The sequence below is a fragment of the Rossellomorea sp. RS05 genome (assembly GCF_039822645.1).
Taxonomy (GTDB): Bacteria; Bacillota; Bacilli; order Bacillales; family Bacillaceae_B; genus Rossellomorea; species Rossellomorea marisflavi_B.
Genome location: NZ_JBDKWY010000002.1, coordinates 347,365 through 366,970, shown reverse-complemented (window position 1 = coordinate 366,970; position 19,606 = coordinate 347,365). Strand labels below are relative to the sequence as shown.

Annotated in this window: 18 protein-coding genes and 1 riboswitch; of the genes, 6 read left to right on the top strand and 12 right to left on the bottom strand. The window is 50.0% G+C overall.

Annotated features, from left to right (window positions below; genetic code table 11):
* The first annotated feature begins 36 nt into the window (after window positions 1–36).
* From ABJ225_RS09555 to ABJ225_RS09540, 4 genes are read left to right on the top strand one after another with little or no spacing between them, the layout of a single operon-like run.
* The gene (locus tag ABJ225_RS09555) at window positions 37–882 is read left to right on the top strand and encodes an ABC transporter ATP-binding protein (protein WP_218246898.1); all 846 of its coding nucleotides are present in this window, start codon (window positions 37–39) and stop codon (window positions 880–882) included.
* On the top strand, window positions 833–1,756 hold the full coding sequence (locus ABJ225_RS09550; protein WP_218246899.1) for an iron-hydroxamate ABC transporter substrate-binding protein: 924 nt from the start codon (window positions 833–835) through the stop codon (window positions 1,754–1,756). The genes ABJ225_RS09555 and ABJ225_RS09550 overlap by 50 nt, the downstream gene beginning before the upstream one ends.
* Before the next feature lie 58 nt (window positions 1,757–1,814).
* Window positions 1,815–2,816 (top strand): FecCD family ABC transporter permease, encoded by a 1,002-nt coding sequence (locus ABJ225_RS09545; protein ID WP_481900612.1) that lies wholly within the window; start codon window positions 1,815–1,817, stop codon window positions 2,814–2,816.
* Entirely contained in the window at window positions 2,813–3,820 is a 1,008-nt protein-coding gene (locus ABJ225_RS09540; RefSeq protein ID WP_347319844.1) for a FecCD family ABC transporter permease, read from the top strand. Before ABJ225_RS09545 ends, ABJ225_RS09540 begins: the two co-directional genes overlap by 4 nt.
* A gap of 142 nt (window positions 3,821–3,962) precedes the next feature.
* On the opposite strand, the gene ABJ225_RS09535 is transcribed toward ABJ225_RS09540, so the two are convergent.
* The 5 genes from ABJ225_RS09535 to ABJ225_RS09515 form a co-directional block, all read right to left on the bottom strand.
* Window positions 3,963–4,925, bottom strand: coding sequence for a bile acid:sodium symporter family protein (locus ABJ225_RS09535; protein WP_347319842.1), 963 nt, complete (start codon window positions 4,923–4,925; stop codon window positions 3,963–3,965).
* The gene (locus tag ABJ225_RS09530; RefSeq protein ID WP_218246903.1) at window positions 4,922–6,316 is read right to left on the bottom strand and encodes an FAD-binding oxidoreductase; all 1,395 of its coding nucleotides are present in this window, start codon (window positions 6,314–6,316) and stop codon (window positions 4,922–4,924) included. Before ABJ225_RS09530 ends, ABJ225_RS09535 begins: the two co-directional genes overlap by 4 nt.
* A 152-nt stretch (window positions 6,317–6,468) precedes the next feature.
* Window positions 6,469–7,446, bottom strand: coding sequence for an alpha/beta hydrolase (locus ABJ225_RS09525; RefSeq protein ID WP_347319840.1), 978 nt, complete (start codon window positions 7,444–7,446; stop codon window positions 6,469–6,471).
* Window positions 7,447–7,702: 256 nt separating this feature from the next.
* The gene (locus ABJ225_RS09520; protein ID WP_048005012.1) at window positions 7,703–8,317 is read right to left on the bottom strand and encodes a class F sortase; all 615 of its coding nucleotides are present in this window, start codon (window positions 8,315–8,317) and stop codon (window positions 7,703–7,705) included.
* On the bottom strand, window positions 8,317–9,102 hold the full coding sequence (locus ABJ225_RS09515) for a DUF4397 domain-containing protein (RefSeq protein ID WP_347319838.1): 786 nt from the start codon (window positions 9,100–9,102) through the stop codon (window positions 8,317–8,319). The genes ABJ225_RS09520 and ABJ225_RS09515 overlap by 1 nt, the downstream gene beginning before the upstream one ends.
* A 219-nt stretch (window positions 9,103–9,321) precedes the next feature.
* Window positions 9,322–9,423, top strand: a riboswitch (purine riboswitch).
* 73 nt (window positions 9,424–9,496) lie between these two features.
* On the opposite strand from ABJ225_RS09515, the gene ade reads away from it, so the two are divergent.
* On the top strand, window positions 9,497–11,236 hold the full coding sequence (gene ade, locus ABJ225_RS09510; RefSeq protein ID WP_347319836.1) for an adenine deaminase: 1,740 nt from the start codon (window positions 9,497–9,499) through the stop codon (window positions 11,234–11,236).
* 303 nt (window positions 11,237–11,539) lie between these two features.
* Here the strand turns inward: ade and ABJ225_RS09505 are convergent, their stop codons facing one another.
* The 3 genes from ABJ225_RS09505 to ABJ225_RS09495 form a co-directional block, all read right to left on the bottom strand.
* The gene (locus ABJ225_RS09505) at window positions 11,540–13,048 is read right to left on the bottom strand and encodes a flotillin family protein (protein WP_218246907.1); all 1,509 of its coding nucleotides are present in this window, start codon (window positions 13,046–13,048) and stop codon (window positions 11,540–11,542) included.
* A 104-nt stretch (window positions 13,049–13,152) separates the two neighbouring features.
* The gene (locus ABJ225_RS09500) at window positions 13,153–14,163 is read right to left on the bottom strand and encodes an ABC transporter permease subunit (protein WP_347319834.1); all 1,011 of its coding nucleotides are present in this window, start codon (window positions 14,161–14,163) and stop codon (window positions 13,153–13,155) included.
* Window positions 14,160–15,038, bottom strand: coding sequence for an ABC transporter permease subunit (locus ABJ225_RS09495; protein WP_347319832.1), 879 nt, complete (start codon window positions 15,036–15,038; stop codon window positions 14,160–14,162). Before ABJ225_RS09495 ends, ABJ225_RS09500 begins: the two co-directional genes overlap by 4 nt.
* Before the next feature lie 113 nt (window positions 15,039–15,151).
* Here ABJ225_RS09495 and ABJ225_RS09490 point away from each other — a divergent pair, with 113 nt between their 5' ends.
* Window positions 15,152–15,748 (top strand): hypothetical protein, encoded by a 597-nt coding sequence (locus tag ABJ225_RS09490; protein WP_056534537.1) that lies wholly within the window; start codon window positions 15,152–15,154, stop codon window positions 15,746–15,748.
* Between the two features lie 35 nt (window positions 15,749–15,783).
* On the opposite strand, the gene ABJ225_RS09485 is transcribed toward ABJ225_RS09490, so the two are convergent.
* The 4 genes from ABJ225_RS09485 to ABJ225_RS09470 form a co-directional block, all read right to left on the bottom strand.
* Entirely contained in the window at window positions 15,784–16,059 is a 276-nt protein-coding gene (locus tag ABJ225_RS09485) for a hypothetical protein (RefSeq protein ID WP_053428043.1), read from the bottom strand.
* Between the two features lie 51 nt (window positions 16,060–16,110).
* Entirely contained in the window at window positions 16,111–16,887 is a 777-nt protein-coding gene (locus ABJ225_RS09480) for an arylamine N-acetyltransferase family protein (RefSeq protein ID WP_347319829.1), read from the bottom strand.
* A 69-nt stretch (window positions 16,888–16,956) separates the two neighbouring features.
* A complete protein-coding gene (locus tag ABJ225_RS09475) occupies window positions 16,957–18,807 on the bottom strand; it encodes a terpene cyclase/mutase family protein (RefSeq protein WP_082529645.1) in 1,851 nt (616 codons plus the stop codon).
* 84 nt (window positions 18,808–18,891) lie between these two features.
* Window positions 18,892–19,599 (bottom strand): DUF2161 domain-containing phosphodiesterase, encoded by a 708-nt coding sequence (locus tag ABJ225_RS09470; protein WP_056534533.1) that lies wholly within the window; start codon window positions 19,597–19,599, stop codon window positions 18,892–18,894.
* Between the last annotated feature and the right edge of the window lie 7 nt (window positions 19,600–19,606).

Sequence of the window (19,606 nt, the reverse complement as noted above, 5' to 3'; positions counted from 1 at the left end):
CACTGAGAATCATTATCACCGATTAGGAGGGATAGGATGAATCGTCTCTTTTCTACCGAGCTTTCCGTAGGCTATGACGATCGACTCATCGTGAAGAATCTGAGCGTAAGCATACCGGACAAACAGATCACCACGATCATCGGACCGAACGGCTGCGGGAAGTCGACCTTGTTGAAAGCGATTACCCGGATCATTCCCCATCAGACGGGGAATATCCTTCTGGATGGACAAAACATCCATAAACAGAGTACGAAGGAATTGGCCAAAAAAATGGCCATACTTCCCCAGACCCCTGAAAGCGCAAGCGGATTGACCGTCGGTGAACTGGTATCGTACGGACGATTCCCCCATCAGAAAGGCTTGGGCCGCTTGACGAAGAAAGATCTGGATATGATCCACTGGGCCATGGAAGAGACTGGCACGCTGCCTTTCAAACACAGGGAGGTAGATGCCTTATCTGGGGGACAACGGCAGCGCGTATGGATCGCCATGGCCCTCGCCCAGGAAACAGACATCATCTTCTTGGACGAACCGACAACGTATCTCGATATGGCCCACCAACTGGAGGTCCTCGAGCTCTTGGAGAGGCTTAACCGGGAACAAGGACGCACGATCGTCATGGTCCTCCATGATCTGAATCAGGCAGCACGGTTTGCCGATCATATCATCGCCCTGAAGGACGGCGACTTGGTGAGTTCCGGCACAGGGGAGCAGGTCATTACCCGCGAGACCTTGAGGAAGGTATTCAACATCGACGCCGAAATCGGCCGCGATCCCCGCACCCTCAAACCGATGTGCATCACCTACAACTTAATCAAAGGAGAAGAACAACATGAAGAAATGGCTGGCACCTATCATTCTGCTATTCGTGCTACTAGTTAGTGCATGCGGCAACCAAACATCAACGGATCAAAAGGAAGAGAAAAAGAAAGAAGACAAAGGAACCATTACCTATCAATCTGAAAACGGGCCCGTAGAAGTTCCGGCCGACCCTAAACGCGTCGTTGTCCTGTCCTCTTTCGCAGGTAATGTCATGGCCCTAGATGTCCCTCTTGTCGGAGTGGATTCATGGTCCAAGATGAACCCTCGCTGGGATGACTCCCTTAAAGATGTGAAAGAAGTGAGCGATGAAGACCTGGAGAAGATCATCGAGTTGGACCCGGATCTCATTATCGGACTATCCAATATCAAGAATGTCGATAAACTCAAAAAAATCGCCCCTACCGTTACATACACGTATGGAAAAGTCGATTACCTCACGCAGCATCTTGAGATCGGAAAACTCCTGAACAAAGAAGATGAAGCAAAAGCATGGGTAGATGATTTCAAAAAACGGGCAGCTACTACTGGAGACGATATCAAAGCGAAAATCGGTGATGATGCCACTGTTTCCGTCATCGAAAGCTTCAATAAACAACTCTATGTGTATGGAAACAACTGGGGACGCGGAACCGAGATCCTCTATCAGGAAATGGGACTGAATATGCCTGATAAAGTAAAAGAAGAAGCGCTTGAGCCAGGTTACTTCGCCCTTTCCACCGAAGTTCTACCTGACTTCGCCGGTGACTACCTGATTGTCAGCAGGGATCCGAATGCAGAGAATTCTTTCACCAAGACGGATACGTATCGTTCGATTCCTGCAGTGAAGAATAACCGCGTATATGAAGTGAACATGATGGAATTCTACTTCAATGATCCTCTGACGCTGGATTACCAGCTCGAGTTCTTCAAAGAGAAATTCCTAGGAAACCAGTAATCTCCCGAAAGGAATTCTTACTATAAGAATTCCTTTCTCTTATACTACGACAGAAAAGATGATGGCTATGAGTCGAAAACTACCATACATACCTGCACTATCCATACTGATAATCGTATTATGCGCAACATTCCTTGTATCGGTCACCTTTGGTGCGGCTGACACGTCCCTTGCCGATGTCTGGGGGGCGCTGACCAATACCGGGAGCGGGGACAAGATCTCGATCCTCCAGGAACTCCGTTTCCCGCGTGAAGTGGCTGCCATCCTGGTCGGCGCCGCCCTCAGCGTTTCAGGAGCCATCATGCAGGGTATGACCCGCAACCCCCTGGCTGATCCGGGGCTGCTCGGTCTGACGGCTGGAGCCAATGCCGCCCTTGCTGCCGCCCTTGCCTTCCTGCCTTCCATCGGTCCCTTCGGTATCATGCTTGCGTGTTTCATAGGAGCTGCTATAGGCGCAGGGCTCGTCTTCGGGATCGGAGCAGTGAAGAGGGGAGGATTCTCCCCCTTCCGGATCGTCCTTGCGGGAGCTGCTGTGTCTGCTTTTTTATTTGCTGTTTCAGAAGGAATCGGCCTTTACTTCAAACTCTCAAAAGACATCTCCATGTGGACCGCGGGAGGACTGATCGGCACGACGTGGAATCAAATCTATATCATCGGTCCTTGCATCCTCTTAAGTGTAATCATTTCAATGGGGTTCTCAAGGCAATTGACCATCCTGAGCCTGAATGAGGAAGTCGCAGTCGGATTGGGTCAAAGAACGGTCCTCGTCAAGTCGGCCCTCTTCATATTGACGGTCATCCTTGCAGGTTCTGCTGTCGCCCTCGTAGGGAATATGGCCTTTCTCGGACTGATGGTCCCTCATATCGCCAGGGCACTGACAGGGACCGATTACCGCACCACCATCCCTGTCTCGGTCGTCCTCGGAAGCACGTTCATGCTTCTGGCCGATACGATCGGCCGGACCGTGAATGCACCCTACGAGACTCCCGTTGCGGCCATTGTATCCATGATGGGCCTCCCCTTCTTCTTATTCATTGTTCGGAAAGGCGGTAAACTATGATCCATCCCAAGCTACTTAAAAAACAACGGGGGATCTTGATCGCCCTTCTGCTTTTCATTGTGTCTACTGTTTTGATCGGCATCAGCCTGGGGTATTCCTCCGTGTCGATTGACCGGCTGATCCCCACCATCATGGGGAATGGCTCGTTCAAAGATGAATTCATCCTTTTCTCCATCAGGCTACCGAGGATCGTGATTACCGTCCTTGCCGGTATGGCCCTTGCCCTTTCAGGCTCCATCTTGCAGACGATGACAAAAAATGATCTTGCAGATCCGGGTATCATCGGGATCAATTCCGGTGCCGGTGTCGCCATCACGGTCTTTTTCCTGTTCTTCCCCATCGATGCAGGATCTTTCGCCTTCATGCTTCCAATCGTGGCCTTCGCCGGTGCGATTCTGACTGCTGGTCTCATCTACTTCTTCTCCTCCACACGGGGAGGCGGACTTCAGCCCGTCAAGATGATCCTTGTGGGAGTCGGATTCTCCACGGCATTCTCGGGATTGATGATCATCATGATCTCAAGCGCGGAACGGGCAAAAGTCGACTTCATTGCCAACTGGCTTGCCGGTAACATATGGGGAGCTGATTGGCCCTTCGTATGGGCGGTCCTTCCTTGGCTGGTGATACTGATACCGTTCACTCTGTATAAAGCCCGTACACTGAACCTCCTAGCCCTGAGCGACTCCGCTTCCATCGGCGTCGGGGTCGCACTGAAGCGAGAGAGGATCGTCCTTCTATTCACAGCCGTCGCCCTGGCCGCCTCGGCCGTCTCCGTGACGGGTGGGATTGCCTTCATAGGCCTGATGGCCCCCCATCTCGCCAAATCCCTTGTGGGGCCGCGCCATCAGCTGTATCTTCCGGTAGCCTTGCTCCTCGGTGGATGGCTGCTCCTTGCAGCCGATACGGTCGGCAGAAATGTCCTCGATCCCGATGGTCTTCCCGCCGGGATCATGGCCGCTTTGATCGGGGCTCCCTATTTCGTGTATCTGCTTCTGAAAAAATAGCAGGGCAAAAGCCGGATCTTCCGAGATCCGGCTTTTTTATGCTCATGAAATGGTCAGGATAGTAACCACCGTCCTCATGGTATTCCTGTATTAGTCAGAGAAAAGGCTGAAGGGGAGTTATCCTCCCTTCAGCCTTTTATGATTATCCAGCCTTCACCTTCTCTTCCGCCTCGTCGACTTTAGCAGGTTTCTTACTCCAATAGGTTGCGAGGATCGGACCTGATATATTGTGCCAGACTGCGCCAATAACACTTGGAAGTGCGGCAAGTGGACCAAAATGGGCGGTGGCGAGTGCCACACCGAGTCCAGAATTCTGCATTCCGACCTCGATGGAAATCGCCCTTCTGTCCCCTTCCTTCAGTTTCATGATGATGGCCGCCACATATCCAAGTGTCAGACCAAGCAGATTATGAAGGATCACAGCAATAAAGATGATGGCTCCTGAAGTACGGATATTGGATGAATTGGCAGAAACCACGGCCGTTACAATCGTCATGATGGCAAGTACAGAGATCAGCGGGATGATCTCCAGACTCTTCTCAACAACGCCAGGAAGAAGCTTCTGGACGATGATACCAAGCGTAATCGGCACGATGATCACCTGAAAGATCGACAGGAACATGGCCATGGGATCCACCGGCATCCACTGCCCGGCCAATCCAAGCAGAATCAAAGGAGTCGCAACTGGGGCTATCAAAGTGGATAATGACGTCATGGCAACGGACAATGCAAGGTTACCCTTGGCAAGATAGACCATCACGTTCGATGCTGTCCCGCCCGGTACAGAGCCTAAAAGGACAAGTCCAGCGGCAAGTTGACCTGAAAGGCCGAGGACGTACACAATGAGAAGCGCGCCGAGGGGCATGATCAAAAACTGTGCCAGGATTCCGACGATGACCGGAAGCGGCTTCTTCACGACCAGCTGAAAATCCACCGGTTTTAGCGTCAATCCCATCCCGAACATGACCACACCGAGGAGGATGGTGATGTATCCTCCAAGGGGAAGGAAAGGTGCCGGGATGAAATAGGCCACGACCGCTACAAGGATGACCCAGAAGGCAAAGTACTTTCCTGCAGCCCTGCTGATGGTCTCAAGGAATTTCATTGTCCCGCCTCCTTTTGTTTGATCAGTTTGTTGGGGTTGAAGATTCCCTTGGGATCGAGGGCTTCTTTGATCCGTTCCATCACCCGCAGTGAATCACCGTGCTCCAGTTCCTGATACTTTTGCTTCCCTACCCCGACCCCATGCTCACCCGTACAGGTCCCCCTGCGTTCAAGTGCGTATTCAACGATCTGTTCATTGAACTGTGCAGCTTTCTCCACTTCCCTGGGATCTTCCATATCGATCATGAGGAGCACATGGTAGTTTCCATCGCCTACGTGACCGAGTATGCCTCCAGTGAGTCCGAAGGTATCTAGCCTCTTCCTAGCGTCCCTGATGGCCCCTGAAAGCTCGGAAATGGGAACACAAACATCGGTCACCATCATCTTCTTGCCTTTGTTTCCATGAATATAGGCATAGGCAAGATTATGACGGGCATCCCATAACCGATTCCTTGCCCCTTGATCGGTTTCAAAGGCAACAGACTCGCACCCATGATCAGAGACGATTTCCTTTGTGAATTCCACATCTTGGGCGAGACCCGCTTCGTTCCCGTGAAACTCAAGGAAGAGCGTAGGCTTTTCATGATAATCCGTTTCACTGAATCGATTGGCCTGCACCATGGACGTTTCATCGAGAAGCTCGACCCTGGCAATCGGGACACCCGCCTGCAGGATCGATACAACGGCTTCCACTGCATCATCGAGCTCTTGGAACGAGGCTCTTGCCGCCACGATATGCTCTGGTATCCCGTATACTCTCAAGGTCAGTTCCGTTATGCACCCGAGCGTTCCTTCAGACCCTACAAACAAACTGTTGAGATGGTAACCCGAGGAAGATTTCTGTGCAAGGTTCCCGGTATGTATGATACTGCCGTCGGGAGTCACCACCTCCAGATCTCGGACCTGGTCACGCATGACCCCATATTTTACTGAAGTTGTCCCGCTGGCATTGGTAGCCGCCATTCCGCCAAGGGTTGCATCGGCCCCGGGGTCGACGGAAAAGAACAATCCATGTTTCTTGAGTTCCTTATTGAGCTGGGAGCGTGTCACACCCGGCTGCACGGTAACCAAAAAATCCTTCTCCCTTACTTCCACTATCTCATTCATTCCGGAGAAATCGATGGTGATCCCCCGGTCATACGGAATGACATGACCTTCCAAACTTGTTCCCAGTCCAAATGGAATCACCGGTACTTCGTGAGCAGCCGCTGTCTTCACGATGGCCCTTACGTCTTCTGCACAAGAGGGGAAGACCACGAAATCGGGATTACTCGGTTCGTGATAGGACTCATCCCTCCCGTGCTGCTCCCTTACTGTTATATTGGTTGATAACTGGTCTTTACCCAGTACGTTTTGAAGTTCTTCATATAATGTTTCTGTGTTTGTGTTCATATGCTTCTCCTCCTGATGATGGGTATTGTCGAATTATACCTAATAATCAGAATTTTTCAATGATATGAGAAGAACTTTTTTCAAAAACTTCTTATTTCCTTTTAATCACATAAAAAATCCGTCCCCTGATTACAGTAAGGAACGGATTATTCTCAATTCTTTTCTTCCTGTTCCATCATCGCTTCATTGACAAAGTCGATGACTTTCGTGCTATATTCTGTTTCATTCACGAGAAATCCTTCCGTATGACCTGCTTCCGGGACGATCCACATGTCCTTTTTCCCTCCGGCTGCCTTATAGATTTCCGTTGCCATCTCCGTTGGGACCAGTTCATCTTCAGCTCCGTGAATGATCAGGAGGGGGAGATCATTCTTCTTTACCTGCTCAACAGCAGATGCCTCTTTGAAAGAGTACCCCGCCCGGATCTTGGTGACGATGGAAGTGGCGTCAACAAGGGGGAAGGCTGGCAGATCATAGAGGTATTTCAGCTGATGGGCAAGCTCGTCCTCCAGATTCGTATACGCACTATCGGAAATGATCCCCTTCACTTCCGGCGGCAGATCTTCTCCACTCGTCATCAGGACAGTGGATGCCCCCATTGAGAACCCGTGAAGGAAGATTGCTTCCTCCCCTTTCTCCTTGACGAGGAAATCGATCCATTTCACATAATCGAGCCGGTCTGGCCAGCCATACCCGATATAGTCGCCTTCACTATCCCCGTGTCCCCTCGCATCGGGCTTAAGGATGTTATAGCCTTGGCGATAATAAAACCGTGTCACCTCCGGAAGCTGGTCACTGTTTCCCTTGTATCCGTGGGCAAGAACGACCGTCTTTCCGTTCGGATACTTATTCTTGAGGTAAAGGCCTTTCAAGGTCAGACCGTCGTCTGATTGGATGGATACCTGTTCGAATTTTTGCCTGCTCGTCCAACTGCGCAGTTCTTCCAGCCTTTTTTGTTCTTCTTCCAATGCGCTCACAGCTTCCACCGCCTCATCCGTTCCTCCGTAGAGCTGGACAACACCGCTGTTGCGGCTGATGGCAAGATCATATATATAGTTACCCGCAAGCCCCAGGACGATGACAACGAGGGCCAACAATGAACCGATCAACCAAATGATTCGTCTTTTCATCACTCGTTCTCCTTCGATCGTCAGTCATCTAATGGAAGCCTGTCAATGGTAAGTAGGATCACCCGTCAGTTGTGGAAAGGGTATCTTCCGAAGATTTCTGAACTAGATTGTCTCTACCCCTTTTTCCCTTATTCCCTAAGCAGTTAAACCCTATTATGTGTTGAAGATGAAGGCACGGGAGAGATGATCATTCCACAAATGGAACATGCCTCCATACCTGTAAGGATTCACTACCACCTGAAAAAAAGCATCCGGTTCACCCGGATGCTTTTTCATCTGTGACGAGCTCTGTATAAACGACCAGTCGCTCGACATAATTATGAATATCGTGGTCAAAATATCCTGTGCACGTAATGATATTAAGACCGATATGATCTCCCGGCCCGAAAATCTTCCGAAGGGGGGCATCATCTTTCAGATAGGCTTGTTTATCCTTCACCTCAAAGACCAGTTCTTCATCATCCTTTCCCTTCAGGATGATCCTGTCCCCCTTCTTGATATTTTTCAGGTCGAAAAAGACCGCAGGTTGCTTTTCGTCATCGACATGCCCTGCCAGGACGGCATTTCCTCGTTCCCCCGGGCGAATCCCCGGTGAGAACCAGGCGACATCCTTCCCGTTTTTGGGAAGCTCCATATTCCCTTCCTTATCCAGACCGAATGCTTTCACAGGGGCATCAATATCAAGCGAAGGGATCGTAATCGATTCAGGAGTAATCGATTGTTCATCATCCTGCACGTTGGCTGTTTGAACAGCAGGCTTCACCGCTTGTACCTTTTGGACGGGTTCATCCGCTTCCGGTGCAGTGGAAGGGTCATTGGAGCATGCGGCCAGAAGCAATGGAATGAACAAGACAACCGCAATCCGCTTCATTAAGAAGAGAATAATTTTTTACGGTTGATGAATAGTAGTGCTCCTCCACCAAGCACTGCAACGGCTGCTACGATCGGAAGCATCGTATTTTGATCAGCTGCTCCTCCCATACCGGTTTCAGGCATTCCACCAGGCATAAGCGTGTAATCTTTCAATACAAGTACTTCAAGTTTGTCTGCTGTATTGATGGCAAACACACTGTATACGGTATTTTCAGCTAGTTCCGTTCCGGAAAGATCCAATACTTGCTCTCCCTCAGGTGTGCGGATTTCAAGATCATACGTTCCAGGATCCAATTCCTGATAATCCGTGATGGCTTTGAATTCTGCTCCTTCGAACAACGCATCTCCATCCTTCAGTCCAACATCGACTGTTGGTGCATCAGGGGATAAATGGCCGCCCCTTACTTTTGTCTTGCCTTCCGTTACGTCCATTGAATCATTGGCTACGACAAGTTCAAGATTCTCAAGGGTATTGGTGGCTGCGACCGTGTAAGCCATACCAGCTTCAACGGTAAGATCTTGTGAAATCACCGGATCTTCCTTTGTTCCAGCTGCAAAAATCTCCACTTTGTGGTCACCTGCAGGAAGCTCCATATAGTCAGTGGCGGCTTTGAATTCTGCTCCCTCAACCACTGCATTACCATCTACATAAACATCGACAGCCGGTGCGTCAGGGGATGCGTGCACGATTCGCACCATGGCATCTCCATCTGCCGCAAAGGCAGCTCCCGATACACCAAACGTCATCAACACTGCGACCAACATTGCAAAAAGCTTTTTCATTCACTCCACTCCTTGTATATGTTTTATGCAAGGTTTGTTCGAACCTTGTATATCTAATGTATAACGGTTACATTTTTCCTACAACTCTCAACCTGCCGATTGAGCACATTGGATGTGCTCACCCGACCGGTAACCTGAATCCACCCTTTTCCGATCCATTCTTTCCATTTTTCATTGACATTTCTAAAGAGCAGCATATACAATGTTCCTTAAACATTTTAATAGCAGCATGAGTGTTCTCGTATAATATTGGAAATATGGTCCAAAAGTTTCTACCAAACTACCGTAAATGGTTTGACTACGAGGAGACAGGGGCCGTATGCCCTGTCCTTCTCCAACGTCGAACCCTGGGTGAACCCCGGGGCTTTTTGTTTATAAAGGAGAGAAAACGTTGATGAAAAAGACTGATTTGACAAGACGGATACAGGCAGCCGCCGGTACTGCCGCGGCTGATATCGTGATAAAGAATGCCCGAATCATAGATGTATTCAACAGGGAGATCGCAGAAGGTGATGTCGCGATCACAGATGGCATCATTGTGGGAATCGGAAACTACCAAGGAAAGGAAACGATTGATGCAGAAGGGAAGTGGCTCTGCCCTTCGTTCATCGATGGTCACGTGCATATCGAATCATCCATGGTACCGCCATCGGAATTTGCAAAAGTGGTCCTCCCCCATGGTGTGACAACGGTCATCACCGACCCGCATGAGATCGGGAATGTCTCAGGAGTCGAAGGCATACAGTTCATGCTCGATGATTCAGAAAACCTTCCCCTTGATGCGTTGACCATGCTGCCATCCTGTGTACCTGCAACGCCATTTGAGAATTCGGGAGCGGAACTTGGCGCTGATGACCTTGCCCCTCTCTTCGAGCATGATCGCGTTATCGGGCTTGCCGAAGTGATGGATTATCCTTCCCTGCGATCAGCCTCCCCCGGCCTTATAGACAAGATTGCCTTGACCTCTGAGTATAGCCGTCTTGTCGATGGCCATCTGGCCGGTCTTCCCGAGGAAGCCATCAATGTGTACCGTGCAGCAGGCGTATCAACCGACCATGAGTGCAATACAGTGGAAGACGCAAAGGCCAGACTTCAACGTGGGATGTACCTTCTTATACGTGAAGGGTCTGTGGCTAAAGACTTGAAGAAATTGCTACCCGTCGTGAATGAACGCAATGTACGCCGCTGCCTATTCTGCACAGACGACAAGCATCTCGATGATCTAGTTGAGGAAGGAAGCATCGATCACAATATCCGCCTGGCCATCGGGGAAGGAATGAACCCTCTCATGGCCATTCAAATGGCCACGCTGAATGCAGCGGAATGTTATGGTCTCTACACCAAGGGGGCCATCGCACCTGGATTCGATGCCGATTTCCTCCTTCTTGACGATCTAGATGCCTTGCACATCGCTTCTGTCTATAAAGGAGGGCGCCTGGTTGCCCGGAACGGGGAGACCCTTTCCATCAATGGTGCGAATATAACCCCGCCCATGTCATTGACCGATACCCTCCACTTTCCTGATGTAGCGGCAGAAGACCTTTCAATCCGAATGGATGGCGGTAGCACAGCAAACGTCCTTCAGATCATCCCGAATCAGCTTCAAACCATTAAACGGGTCGAGACCGTGGACACAGCCGGAGGTATCTTCTCCGTTTCAATTGAACATGATCAATTGAAGATGGCCGTGGTGGAGAGGCATCACGCAACAGGCAATATCGGGCTCGGCATCGTTAAGGGCTTCGGACTGAAGGCAGGGGCCATTGCTACGACGGTTGCCCATGATTCACATAATCTTGTTGCCGTCGGTACCAACGATTCCGACCTGCTTACAGCGGTCAGGTCTCTGCGCGACATGAAGGGCGGACTTGTAATGGTGAAGGACGGATCGGTGATTGCATCCCTCTCCCTTGAGATCGGGGGATTGATGTCCAGTGCCGGTCATGAAGAAGTTCTCAAGGGGCTGGAGGAGCTTAATACGTCCTTGAAGGATATCGGATTCACTGGAGATTTCAATCCTTTCCTCACCCTTTCCTTCCTGACCTTGCCCGTCATCCCGAGCATCAAGCTCACCGACCTCGGCCTGTTCGATGTCGATGAGATGAAGCATATCCCGGTTCGTGCAGAAGGTTGAACGTGAGGATGTTCTGAAGCCGTCCGTTCCTTTCCGCTGCAGTCACTTGCTTTCCGCGGGGAGGAAGTCGAGCCTCCTCGGCTGAAGAGCGCCTCCGGGGTCTCGATCATTCCTCCATTTCCGCAGGAGTCAAGCGCCTTCCGCTCCAATCCACTCAGTAATGGCAGGAACATCTGCACGATCCTTCAAGCTCTTCGACCACCAACTTGAAGCCATCCGACACAAAAAATCCGAACGCATTCGATATCTTGGAGACTATCGAATGATCGTTCGGATTTTTTTGTGGACAAGGATTTTATGAGATTATTCTTTCGGTTCTTGACTCTCTTCCGTTTCGTCGGTTTCTTTAGTAGCCGCTGCTTCCGCGTGATTCGGCTGGGAAGCGACAGGCTGGTTGACTTCGATTTTCTGTGTCCGATTGGCGTAGGATTTCAAGAGGTCACCCACGTCGATCCCTGTCATTTCCTTCAAGGGTTCCTGCATATCGAGCATGGTGCGGGTGATGCTTTTCCCGAAAGACGGGACACCCTGGCCGTTGCCTGAGTCAATGATTTTCACAGAGTCGATATTATTAAGCGGCTGTGCAATCTTCTCGGCGAAGACGGGTAGCATCTCGATGAGTTTCTCGGTGATGATGACATCGCCGTGTTTCTCCATCGCTTCTGCCAATAGCTTCCGTGATTCTGCTTCGGCCTTACCGCGCTCCCTGATGACGTCTGCCTCGGCGGATCCTTCTTCCCTGCGGATCTTCGCTTTTGCTTCCCCGTCGATTTCAGCTTTGCGCGCTTCGGCTTCCGCTTTACGAGTCGTTTCATAGTAATCGGCATCGGCCTTGGTTTTTCTCACTTTGGTTTCTTCAGCCTCGAGTTTTACGGCACGTTCCCTTTCAAGGAATTGAAGGGTCAATTCTTCTTCTTTTACTTCCTTGGCAAGCTTTGCTCTTTCCAGTTCATAGGACTGCTCTGATTTCGCCCGTGCACGCTCTGTTTCTTCCTTGAAGGAAGCATCCTTGATGTCCTTTTCCTTCTTGGATTCAGCAATCGTGATCTGGCGTTTGTATTCTTCTTCTTTTGCCTCTTGATCGGTCTGGGCACGGTGAATCCGCGTTTCACGTTCTGTGTTGGCCTCGGCGATTTCTGCCAGCTTGCGTACTTCGGCAATCCTTGGACGCCCAAGATTTTCTAAGTATCCATTTTGTTCGTCCGCATCGCGGATGTCTGTCAGCCCGAGAGATGTGATTTTGAAGCCCATGAGATCAAGCTGTTGCTGGGCGATTTCCTGCACATCAGCATTGAATTTCTCACGGTTGCTATTGATATCCTCAACCGTCATTTTTGACAAAATGGCACGGAGATTACTTCCGAGTACTTCAATGATTTCATCTTCGATTTCCTTCTGATCTTTTCCGAGGAACTGCTCGGCGTAGTTGGCGATTCCGTTCAGTGAATCTGCCACCTTCACCATGGCAACGGCATCTGCCACGATCGGGACGCCTCCGTTCGTATATACACGTGGCGTTGAAAGTTTGAGCTGGAATGATGTGAGGTTTACAGGAGTGGACGTCTGGAACCGGCGCAGCCTGTATCCTCCACCCCTGATGATTTTCATCGATCGTCCTTCACTATCGGTGAATATATTCGTTTCTTTTTCCGGATCACCCAATCTTGGTCCCGTGATGATAAGTGCCTGATTCGACTTCGCCGTACGATAGCGGAAACGGATCCAGAAATAATAACCGACCCCTGCGATTGCGGCGATGACCAATAGAGGGATGAGAATGACGAACACCCCTGCCAATGTTAATCCTGCCATGATAAAACCCCTTTCTGTTGATGGTTCATAAATAGATTGGAATATTCCTACACCACTATCTACGGAAGGACCTGCCAAAAAGTTTCATGATTTGACGAAATGAATTATTTTCCACTACCCATTGTAAAGGATTCACTCGTGATTTCTACTCTATCTGCCTTTTGATCTCGCACTCTTCTTTTCTTCATGGATGGAACGATGCCGTCCACCAGCCCCTTCTTCAAGGTTGTACTGATGGAATTGGCACACAGGATGCTCACAGCGAAGAACAGAAGTGGAATGAGCACAAGATGCACCCTATTGAAAACTTCCCTGATATTGATGGCGATGGTCGCTCCCCACTCATTCGTCTCGGAAAAATAAACAAGGGACTGGGTCATGACTCCGACGTCCGCTATCTTCAATCCACCGAGACACATGAGCATGATGCCCAGCTGAATGATCAGCGCAAGGGCCGCTGCAATCTGTTCTGAGAATAGCACTACAGAATGCCTCATGAACTGCGGGAACAGGTGACGTCTCAGCAAATGGAAGCGATTGGCACCCATGGTTTGGGATGCAACGATAAAGTCATTCTTCATGAACAGCTTCATTTCTTCACCGAGATAGATTCCGAGAGAAGGAATCGACACCAGGGCGATGACGGCAATCTGGATGGCAAAGTATTTACTTGATGACAACACATCCCCCGAGAAGGCAATTTCAAGGGGAATCAGGAGGATGAAAACAATGATCACAAGAGGAATATACTGAAACGCTTCCGTCACACCCTTCAGGATCCGATTGATCAAGGACGGAAGGAAGGCATACACGCAGGCAAAGAGGAAGCCGAAGAGCATTCTCAGCAGCGCAATGGCTACAGCAGCCAACAGTGTATACTTCGCTCCTGCCACTAATAGATAGAATAGATTCCTTCCAAGCACATCCCCTCCGAACGGCGGCATCTCACTGATTGAATAAGGAGGGGCTGCAATCACCCTGCCCTCATCGTTCTGCAAGTACTTAGTCTTTTCATCAAAGTCCGGATTCACATAAGGAAGTAAAAAGCTTGCCAGCACGAGTCCAGTCAGGAACAATACGGGCAGTGCGAGTCGTTTCAACATCCAAGGCTTCATGCGTGTTCACCCCCGAGCCAACGGCTCAAGATCCATGAACCGAGTTGGAATACAATAAAGAACGGTATGAAGATCAGAAGCAGCCCGATAAAAAAGCCTGCCGGTACGGAAATCGCTGCGGTTGCGAGTGTCATCATGAAGCCGTTGATGTTGAATAGGATCTCAATGATCAACAAATTCGACAACATTAACAGGAAGATCGGCTTCAAATGAAGGAAGAAGTGGATCCATACGTTCCTGAAGATATGCCGCCATACCGTGTAGGACTTCCTGAACCCCTTGGCAAAGGAAAATTCGACGTACGGCTTATTTTCTTCTTCTTTCAACTGGAAGATGAATTGCTTCACCAGGAAGACGACAGGGAGAAGCGACAGACACAGAATCGGAAGGAAGTAGATCTTCTCCTCTCCGAATGCGTAAATCTCAAAAACCAATAGACCCGTCTGCTTGAATAGCCAGATGATGAAAAGCTGGAAACCGACCACGATGAATACATCGGGAAGGGCATCTATGGCATTCACAATTTTCATGGTGAAACGGTAGCCCTTGCCCGGTAGCATCATGATGGAATAGCTGATGATGATGGCAAATGCCACAGCCACGAAAAATGCCGCAATCAAGATGGAAAACGAATAAAAGTAGGTTTTGGAAAATACGGTCGTGATGGGGTATGTCTTATTCCCCTCTCCCCACGGCATGGCAATCTGGGCTGGATGAAGGATCTGATGGAAGATTTCCTTCAGTCTGACCCCGTAGTCCCCTAAATTGATGACAAGCTCAGTATCGTAGGATAGCAGCGCCCCAAGGCCGCTCAATAAAAACAAACCAGTAATGACTAAAATAAAGTGTAGAGGAGTATACAGTACTCTCTTCATCTCTTCTCCCCTTTTCGTTTCCATATTTATGTAGAATCAAACTAAAAACAATGTTACAATACTGAAATGGAATTGTAAATATTATTCTGAATATACGAATAAGGGTGACACATATGAAATACGTAACGTTGATTGTTGCTACCACTGCCGTGATGCTCCTTTCAGGCTGCAGGGTTACCTTTACCCCAACAGTGCAAGAAGCGTCCGCAGGGAATGAAATGGCGGCTGCACCGGAAGACACCCAGGTACCCGATCGTTCCGAGTTGATTGCAGCCACCATGCAGGTGGATAACCCCAAGGTGATCTTAAGGGGTCAAACCTCCCTACCGCCAGGAACCGTCCTGAACGTAGAGATGAAACCGTATGCAAAGGAAGAGGCATTCGAGCAGATTGAAGCGGGCCAGGTGGAGCCGGATCCCAAACCGGTCCTGACCTCAGAAGCCGTCATCAGTGACAACGGTGAGATGGAGCTTACAGTGCTGAGAAGACCTGATAATGAGAGCAGCTATCGTGTTGATCTGATGCTCATACCGGACAACCAGCCGGAGGCAGTTCAATCAGATGTAGAAGAGGCAGTAACAGAAGGATCTGCTCCCGTCTTTTTCAATGGAGAGGAAAGCAGGGGCTTGCGATTCTCGGCCATTATTTCGGAAGAGGAAGAATGGTACGGAAATCATTTTACGTCCGATATGAAACCACCTGCCAACTAAAAAAAGAGCCCAATGGGCTCTTTTTTGATTCGTCTTCAATAATGGCCTTCAGCCTCATCCTCTTCCGGCATCTGATACTTTGTGAAATAGGCGCCGATGAGGAGGAAGGCAACAGACAGGCCCCAGCTGATCAAACCGATGAAGTCAAATAATAAGGCGAGGATATTCAAAACCCCGACGGATAAAAAACAGATCGGTGTGAGGGCCGATTTGATACCGGTCACTCCATGCGCCTTCCTTTTCCTTATAACAACCCTGATGGTCCAGAGGAAAATAGGGATGAAGAGGATCGCAAGCAATATGTCGAACATGATAGATGACCTCCTTGCCCTCAGTCTATCACAAACGAGAATGACCTTGGATCATACATTGAATCTTTTCTTTCGGTATTCATTGAAGGAATCATCGTCCAAATCCTTTTTATTCAAGCGCCCGTCCTCCCACTCCGTCATAGACCCCTTTGTAAGGGTGACACTGCCGGTGTCGGTCCGCTTTGTCAACAGAGGGGACCGGTTGAAAGGGGATTCTGGATGGACAGATACTGTTTTTTGAACTTCTGCCAGTTCATTTAGATCCGTTACAGGTTTTGTGGTGTCGAATGCATACCCTTTCTGCCACTCGTCGGACCTATACGACAGCTTCATCTGAAGAATATAATCCCCATGGGATGTATTTTCCTTTGCTATCCTGAAGTCTCCGTTTGCAGACGTTACGACTTCCCCTGTGAGAGGGACCGGTTTCAGCGGGATATTCCCCCCGAACCCTCCGTCCACTACCCAGCTTTCTCCTCCATGCTCGAGAAGGATCAGGACATGGGTACGCCCGATATCATGGAAATCCCCTTTCCCCTGATGATAGACGACTCCCCTTACAAGCGTGACACTGAAGCCCGCCTCCTTGAGATAGAGGTATAAGAGACCGTTCAAGTCGTAGCACAATCCTCCCTCGCCACGAACCAGGATCTTCTCCTTCAAGGATTGTTCAGAGAATGGAGTGAGACGATCTTCTGTGATGGCCATGTTCTCAAAGGGAACGGCCTTGGCAAATGCCTCGAGGAGGACCGGTATCTCCGCAAAAGCGGGTGACCAGCTCTCTTCCATACCGATTCTGCGATTTAGGTCTTGCTGTACGTTATCCATTTTGTTCCCTCCTGCCATAGTTATTCCTATTATTATGGCAGGATTCCATTCATTTAGCAGTACATATGCTTATCCATACTTTTTCAGGTAATGGCTGATGGTCACCATGGGCCAGATCCACTGGTAGCTGTGATAATGGATATAAAGATTCCCCGGTAAGCCGGCACCGGTAGGGTAATCATCCTTTTCCTCCAGAAGTTCAAGCAGGGTCTGCATGCCCGTATCAATGGCTGGGGTCGGTTCCTCCTCCAATGAAATCAAGGCATCCAGTGCCCACGCCGTCTGGGATATGGTCGCTCTAGACAAGGGGATATAATGTTTCACTTGATCGCTGAGACATGATTCTCCCCATCCGCCGCCGCGGTGCTGAATTTTTTCTAGCCACTGTTTGGCAAGCACAAGATGATGGTCATCCCCTGGCACACCTACAGCCCTCATGCCCGTAACAGCCGCCCAGGTCCCATAGATATAACAGACTCCCCATCTCCCGTACCAGGACCCATCGATCTCCTGTGCTTTCTTCAGCCAACTGACCCCCTTTTTGATTCCCCTGCGGTTCTTCTTCAGTCCCGCATATCCGCCTAGGAACTCAAGTGCCCTTCCTGTAAGGTCGGGCGTCGAAGGATCGATGGCCGCTGCTTCTGCTCCGTTGATGGGAAAGAGCGTGAGAAGCTCATTCGTTTTGTTCGGTTCAAATGCCGGCCACCCACCATCAGGATTTTGCATCCCGACCATGAAGTCCACCCCCCGCTGCCAGGAGTCCCGCATCTCAGGCCGGTCTGCTGCTGTTGATGTCAGGGCCCTCAAGGCAGCAGACGTATCGTCCACATCCGGGTGAATCGTATTACCCGCGGTGAATCCCCAGCCCCCAGGAGCTACCGGGGACTCCATTCCCCAATCCCCATAGCGGAATTGCTGATGCTTCTGCAGGAATTGTATGGATTTCCGAATGGGTCCATCGGCAGCCGATCTCCCCGCCGACTGAAGGGCATAGGACAATAACGCCGTGTCCCATATGGAGGATGGGGAATTCTGTTGATGATAGCCCCTTTCCGTCTTAAGGATCATCGCCTTCAATCCTTCAACGCATTTCTCGATCAACGGATCATCCTTGCGATACCCGATGGACAGGAGTGCATAGATCATGAAGAAGCTTGAGCTGAAGTATTTCATATAGGTCCCGTCAGGCTCGATCCTTTCGAGCATATAGTCCCGCGTGAACTGTTCGGCACGCTCCTTGAGGGATGACGACAGTCCTCCCATGCTCCCAAGAGCACCGGAGATCTTATTCAGGAAGTGCCTCTCCCCGTCAGGTATTCGCTCTTCCCCTTCCCGGTTCATCGCCTTCAATTCCCCTGCGATTCCCTGCGGACCGTGTGCGTACCCACGGCTTTTCAATAACAGGATCGGAGCCATATGGGCCCTCGCATAGCTTGAAAAGTCCCAGAATCCCACGGGTGAGGAAGGAGGAATAAGGACGAACTCAATCGGGACCGGAAGAACCTTTTTCCACTTCATTCCGCCGAGTATCGCCAGCATGAAGCGGGTAAGGGAGTGAGCTTTTCCTACACCGCCGTTATCCTGGATGAAACGCTTAGCACGTGTGATCCTCTCATCATTTTCTTTTATTCCGCTCATCCGCAGGGCGACATACGCTTCGATTGTAGAGGAAAGATTACCTTCCTCTTCATCCTTGAACAGTTTCCACGTCCCTTCTCTCGTTTGCAGACAGAAGAGACGCTCCACAAGTTTATCCACCCACTGGTCTTCCCTTCGACCCAGGCTACAGAGAAGAATGATCATGAACGCATCGGTCATGGGGCTGTTTTCAAAACAAAACGTCCAGCTTCCGTCAGGATTTTGACGCTGTTCTAGTTGTTCTGCCATCCTGTCCAACTTGGACCTCATCCGTTTCTTCACAGTGCCACCCCCTTTTGCTCGGTCTCATCACATGTATATGTCAGGGTAGGGCGTGGTAGAAACAATCAAAAAGGACCCCGGACATCAATCCGTGGACCCTTCTTCCGTGCTATACGTTTCAAGGAGATCCGGGTAGTCGAGCATTTCCCTCTTCCCTTTATCCGTGAGCTCATATACTCCTCTTTTGACCCTGTCGTACCATCCATAGTAATTCTTCTGAAGGATCAGTGGGGTTTTATCCCCTGTCCCGAGTTCTTTGAGAGATTTCGGTGAAAGGGGGCCATGGCGATCGAGCAGGACGGCAATGTGAATGCAGCTTTCTTTATAAGCCGTCATGATCTTCAGCTTATTGCTTCCCCCCACATTGTAATCTGCGCTCCTTCCTTCGATTTCCCTCACAAGCTGCGCACGCTTTTTCTTTCCATATGAAAGGCTTGCCTTCCGATCAAAGGGAGCCGGATGATGCACGAACTCGATTTTATCCCCCTTGGCATGGGGCGCCACGGTAATCAAGCCTAGCTCCAGCCTTCTCACCAGGTGACAGGCATCCCTCCACCTTTTGGATCTCGTCCGCTTCGGTCTCGGGACGGCTATGTATACCATATCTGTCAGTCTGAGCCTCTTGGCGGCCTGGACGAGAAGATCCACTGTAAGGGAAAGCTTCATCTCCACGATGATAAGCTCTTCTCCTTTCATGGCCGTTACATCACAATCCTTCACCTCTCCGTTGACACGGTAGCCCAGGGAATGGAAATGGTTGCGTATAGGTGGATACAGATCAGCTTCTTTCATATTGATC

What these genes read in the sequence shown, in the direction of transcription:
- ABJ225_RS09490 (WP_056534537.1), top strand. Translation starts at nt 15,152, where the DNA reads ATGAAATACGTAACGTTGATTGTTGCTACCACTGCCGTGATGCTCCTT.
- ABJ225_RS09500 (WP_347319834.1), bottom strand. Translation starts at nt 14,163, where the DNA reads ATGAAGCCTTGGATGTTGAAACGACTCGCACTGCCCGTATTGTTCCTG.
- ABJ225_RS09540 (WP_347319844.1), top strand. Translation starts at nt 2,813, where the DNA reads ATGATCCATCCCAAGCTACTTAAAAAACAACGGGGGATCTTGATCGCC.
- ABJ225_RS09505 (WP_218246907.1), bottom strand. Translation starts at nt 13,048, where the DNA reads ATGGCAGGATTAACATTGGCAGGGGTGTTCGTCATTCTCATCCCTCTA.
- ABJ225_RS09495 (WP_347319832.1), bottom strand. Translation starts at nt 15,038, where the DNA reads ATGAAGAGAGTACTGTATACTCCTCTACACTTTATTTTAGTCATTACT.
- ABJ225_RS09535 (WP_347319842.1), bottom strand. Translation starts at nt 4,925, where the DNA reads ATGAAATTCCTTGAGACCATCAGCAGGGCTGCAGGAAAGTACTTTGCC.
- ABJ225_RS09525 (WP_347319840.1), bottom strand. Translation starts at nt 7,446, where the DNA reads ATGAAAAGACGAATCATTTGGTTGATCGGTTCATTGTTGGCCCTCGTT.
- ABJ225_RS09530 (WP_218246903.1), bottom strand. Translation starts at nt 6,316, where the DNA reads ATGAACACAAACACAGAAACATTATATGAAGAACTTCAAAACGTACTG.
- ABJ225_RS09470 (WP_056534533.1), bottom strand. Translation starts at nt 19,599, where the DNA reads ATGAAAGAAGCTGATCTGTATCCACCTATACGCAACCATTTCCATTCC.
- ABJ225_RS09480 (WP_347319829.1), bottom strand. Translation starts at nt 16,887, where the DNA reads ATGGATAACGTACAGCAAGACCTAAATCGCAGAATCGGTATGGAAGAG.
- ABJ225_RS09545 (WP_481900612.1), top strand. Translation starts at nt 1,815, where the DNA reads ATGATGGCTATGAGTCGAAAACTACCATACATACCTGCACTATCCATA.
- ABJ225_RS09555 (WP_218246898.1), top strand. Translation starts at nt 37, where the DNA reads ATGAATCGTCTCTTTTCTACCGAGCTTTCCGTAGGCTATGACGATCGA.
- ABJ225_RS09520 (WP_048005012.1), bottom strand. Translation starts at nt 8,317, where the DNA reads ATGAAGCGGATTGCGGTTGTCTTGTTCATTCCATTGCTTCTGGCCGCA.
- ABJ225_RS09550 (WP_218246899.1), top strand. Translation starts at nt 833, where the DNA reads ATGAAGAAATGGCTGGCACCTATCATTCTGCTATTCGTGCTACTAGTT.
- ade (WP_347319836.1), top strand. Translation starts at nt 9,497, where the DNA reads ATGAAAAAGACTGATTTGACAAGACGGATACAGGCAGCCGCCGGTACT.
- ABJ225_RS09515 (WP_347319838.1), bottom strand. Translation starts at nt 9,102, where the DNA reads ATGAAAAAGCTTTTTGCAATGTTGGTCGCAGTGTTGATGACGTTTGGT.
- ABJ225_RS09485 (WP_053428043.1), bottom strand. Translation starts at nt 16,059, where the DNA reads ATGTTCGACATATTGCTTGCGATCCTCTTCATCCCTATTTTCCTCTGG.